We start from the raw sequence: 3,934 nt of genomic DNA on the forward strand, positions 1-3,934 counted from the left end.
CCGCCGGGCGGCGGGCGGCCTGCCGGATCCCCGAGGACGAGCGCCACCGGCCGAAATGGCGGCTGGCCCTGGAGATGCTCGACGAACTCGCCGCCACCGGGCTGCGGCCGGCCGTGCTGGTCGCGGACGCCGCCTACGGGGCGAACGCCGACTTCCGCCACGGTCTGGAGGACCGCCGTCTGGCCTACGTGTTGCAGGCGAAGAGTGAGATGACCGCCCACCGGGAGGACGCCGAACCGCACCGGCCGCCCTACGGCGGCCTGGGGCCGCGGCCACTTTCGCGCTACCGAACCCGCCCGGTCTCCTTGCGCGAGCACGTGCTGGCCGCCGGACGCCGGGCCGGGCGGAGCGTGACCTGGCGCAAGGGATCCAAAGCCGCGATGAGCGCGCACTTCGTCCTCCTGCGCGTCCGGCTCGCCGGACGGCGCCCCAAGCCGGCCGACGACGGCACGATTCCCCTCACCTGGCTGATCGCCCAATGGCCCGAGGGCGAGGCGGAGCCGGTCAAGTACTGGATCTCGAACCTGCCCGCCGACATCCCCGCCAAGGACCTCGTCCGACTGGCGAAGTCACGCTGGCGGATCGAACACGACTACCGCGAGCTGAAGACCCGCCTCGGGCTGGACCACTTCGAGGGCCGTTCCTACATCGGCTGGCACCGCCACGTCACCCTCGTCAGCGCCGCCCACCTGTTCCTCACCGAACAGCGCACCCTCCCAAAAGCCCTGGCCAGGGCCTGACCTTCGGCCAGGCCCTGGACCTCCTCCAACACCTCGTCGCCACCTGGACCGGCACCTGCCCCACCTGCCGACAACCCACCCCATGGCAGACCTACGACACCACCTAACAAAGCACTACTAGGTCAAGGACGGGAGAGTGCACAGACCTCCAAGGTCGGTCGGCCCATCGGAGAACGGCCCCCGAGGGACCTTCACCGCACCGACCGCCATCCGGCGCCCGCCATATTCGGCCAGGCAACACCCGCCCGAAGGCCGCCGGCCCGGCCGACCCGCCCACCCCGTTCACCGGAGCCCGGGCCTGCCTCGCAGCACCCGGCGCGCTCCTTCTGGCCCAAGCGCGCCACCGGCTGCACCGGCCGGGACGCTCGACTACGCGCCGTCCTCGTCCGCTGCCAACTCGCGGATCTTCTTCTGCGCCTCGAACCTGTTCCCGCCGACCGCCGCCCAGTACGGGTGGCTGTGCAGGCGCAGGCCCACGGCCGTGTAAGCCTCGTACCGGCCGCGGTTGCTCGGATCCTGCTCCCACTCGGCGAGGGCCGCGTACCAGTGCCGTTGGACCTGCACCACGTCCACGCGCAATCGGTCGAGGTCGGAGGAACTGTTGTTGTCGATCTCAGTCACCGGGGCATCGTACGGACCTCCGGTGCCCCTGCCGGGCACCGCCACCCCGCACAGGACAGGAGGCGGTTCCGGCCAACTACCAGCAGCACGAAGTCCTCAGGGAGACCACCGGCCGCCATCGACCTGTCCTCGACCCCGACGATCCGACACGCTTCCTTGTTGCCCATGCCTTGCTGCACAAGCTGAAGGCAGACGCGCCGTTCCTCGCCCAGACGCCTCCCCCGGCTGACCGTACGGTCCCGGATCCCGAAGTCCTCCCCGCCGGCCGCCAGCTCCCGTGCCCGGGCGACGGCGTACGAGAACACCGACCGCGGCACCCTCGTCGCCCCGCTACACCCCCGCTCGGTAACCGGCTTCTCCCGACCCTGGAGCACCCGCCGTGCAGCTGTCCGTCCCGCTCGCCGTCCACCTGTCACCGGCCTCCCGTATGACCCCGGTGGACCGCACGACGAGCCGACCGGCCGAGGCGGCGGACCAGCCAGACCGCTGGCCGAACAGCCGCGTCCACGACAGGATGCCCGCATGCGCCATGCCGGCGAACAAACCGAGTTGCACCTGTCTCTTANATGCCCGCATGCGCCATGCCGACGAACAAACCGAGTTGCACCAGCTCATCCGCCGCTATGTCACGCCCGACCAGCGCTACCTCAAACTCGGTGGCAGCTTCCTGCACATGACCAAGCGCAGGCGCACCAAGTTCGCAAGGGAGCTCGGCAAGGCTGCCGGCGAAATCACACCTGGTGAACTGGCCGTTCTGCTCGAAGGCGGGTGGCGGGAGCGCACAACCGCCGCCTGGCTCATTGCCGTCGCCCGCAGAACCGAGTTCCGTGAACGCCTCGGCGAGCTCCTGCTTGCCAGCGAGGTCTGCTTCGCGGGCTCTGCCTACTGCATCACCTTCGCCACCTTCGGCACCCAGTCCGACGCGGACCTGTTGGCCGCATACCTCGATCGCTACCTACGACGTCCCGACCTCCACTACGACCAGGCAGCCGCCTTGGGTGCACTCCTGCACCTCGACGCCAAGCTCGGCGCCGGTCAAGCAACCCGGTTCCTCGCCCCGGACGGCCTCTGGCACCAGTGGATCGACGGACCACCCCGCAAGGAGCACCACGACACACCGGACAGCTACCGCGACAGCACCGCCCAGTTGTGCGTCTTCGCCGATGAGAGCACTGAGTACTGCACAGCAACGAAGCGGTGACACCGCCCCGGCAGAGTGACACACGGCTGTCCAGACAAACGTGCAACCTACACAGCCGCTCGTGCGTGGAGCGTTACAACTACCCGGCGTCCCGCCGCCGCTCCCCGCGGCCGGACGCCCCGTGCAGCGTCGCGACGGGCTGCCGGTCCTGCCGCCCGGGTGACCGGTACGGCAGGACCGACAAGGCGGGCGGACACGGGCACACGGCGACCGACCGTGCGGTCAGCGGGTGCTCGCGTCGGCGGAGGCCAGTTCCTCCAGCGCCCCGACCAGGGACGCCTCGGGGACCGGGATGGTGCCCAGCACGGGGTGCACCCTTTTGACGATGTGCTCGGCGACCAGGTCGGGCAGGTCGTCCGCCATGACCGGAGCGTCGGCCCGGCTGCCCCACTGCTCGGGCACGAAGCCCCGCGAGCTGAGCTGGTGCCCCCAGAACCGGGCGTCGTGGAGTTCCCCGCGGCGCGCGTGGTCGAGTACCAGGCAGTACACCGCGGTGCTGTCGCCCGCGCCCGCGGCCCACTGCCACCACCACCGGGCGCCGTCCCGGTAGCCGGTCAGGTGGAGGAGGCAGGCCAGCACCCTCGCCCCGGAGCCGTCGTCGACGAAGCCGTCCGCGATGAACGTGCCGAGGTCCACGGGGGCACGGTCGTCCCCGACCACCAGGGTGCACAGTGCCCGGAGGTCCCCCCGGGCCTGGTCCACGGCCGCCTGCCCGTCCAACGCCGGACCTGTCCACCGCGACCGGCCCGGGGAGGGAGCGGCCGCCGACGCGAGAGCGCACGAGGTCTGGTTCAGGCAGCGGGCCCGGGCCGCCTGGCGCACGGCCATGCGCCGTTCGGCGTCCCGGACGTCGTAGCCGTCGTACCGGCGGCCGGTGCGCAGGCGTGCGAGCAGCGCCTCGAGTTGCGGCGTGCCGGCGTCACGATCGTCGATCATTGCGTCTCTCCCTCGGGTCCCTCCACGTCCTCGCGGAGTCGGTCGGCCAGACGCTGGCGTGCCTGGCGGATGTGCGACCTGATGGTGGCGCGCTCCACCCCCATCAGGTCGGCGGCTTCCTCGGCGGTGAAGCCGAGGCAGGCGCACAGCTCCATCACGTCCCGCTGACGTTCCGGCAGTCGGCGCAGCTCCTGGAACGCGGCGAGCGTCTCGGCCAGGTCCTGGAAGGGGTCGTGGGTCCTGGTGGCGACGGCTGCGTCGAAGGCTGCGTGGTCCATCGGCATCGCGCGCCGGCCCTGGCGGCGCATCTGGTCGACGACGCGGTGCTTGAGCACCGTCCAGGCATACCCCGGAAGGTTCTGCATCTGCAGCATCTGGTCCCAGTTGTCCGTGATGGCGTCGAAGGTGGCGTCGACGGCCTCCTCCGCGTCCGCGT

General features: G+C 71.0%; 5 protein-coding genes. 2 read left to right on the forward strand and 3 right to left on the reverse strand.

What is annotated here, in order from left to right; all coding sequences use genetic code 11:
* The coding region (locus VR45_RS36810) for an IS701 family transposase (RefSeq protein WP_045944287.1) at positions 1-740 on the forward strand (740 nt) is incomplete at its 5' end.
* Positions 741-1,109: 369 nt separating this feature from the next.
* Here VR45_RS36810 and VR45_RS36815 read toward each other — a convergent pair.
* Complete coding sequence (locus VR45_RS36815) at positions 1,110-1,361, reverse strand: hypothetical protein (RefSeq protein ID WP_045944288.1); 252 nt, start codon at positions 1,359-1,361, stop codon at positions 1,110-1,112.
* Between the two features lie 574 nt (positions 1,362-1,935).
* Here VR45_RS36815 and VR45_RS36825 point away from each other — a divergent pair.
* A complete protein-coding gene (locus tag VR45_RS36825; RefSeq protein ID WP_045944291.1) occupies positions 1,936-2,562 on the forward strand; it encodes a DUF6000 family protein in 627 nt (208 codons plus the stop codon).
* Positions 2,563-2,784: 222 nt separating this feature from the next.
* Here the strand turns inward: VR45_RS36825 and VR45_RS43065 are convergent, their stop codons facing one another.
* Positions 2,785-3,498, reverse strand: a complete 714-nt coding sequence (locus VR45_RS43065) for a hypothetical protein (protein ID WP_052709664.1) — start codon at positions 3,496-3,498, stop codon at positions 2,785-2,787.
* Positions 3,495-3,934, reverse strand: a 440-nt coding sequence (locus VR45_RS36835; protein ID WP_045944290.1) for a sigma-70 family RNA polymerase sigma factor, incomplete at its 5' end; no start/stop codon positions are given. The genes VR45_RS43065 and VR45_RS36835, both read right to left, overlap by 4 nt.

The organism is Streptomyces sp. NRRL S-495, assembly GCF_000966955.1.
Classification (GTDB): Bacteria; Actinomycetota; Actinomycetes; order Streptomycetales; family Streptomycetaceae; genus Kitasatospora; species Kitasatospora purpeofusca.

What these genes read in the sequence shown, in the direction of transcription:
- VR45_RS43065 (WP_052709664.1), bottom strand. Translation starts at nt 3,498, where the DNA reads ATGATCGACGATCGTGACGCCGGCACGCCGCAACTCGAGGCGCTGCTC.
- VR45_RS36825 (WP_045944291.1), top strand. Translation starts at nt 1,936, where the DNA reads ATGCGCCATGCCGACGAACAAACCGAGTTGCACCAGCTCATCCGCCGC.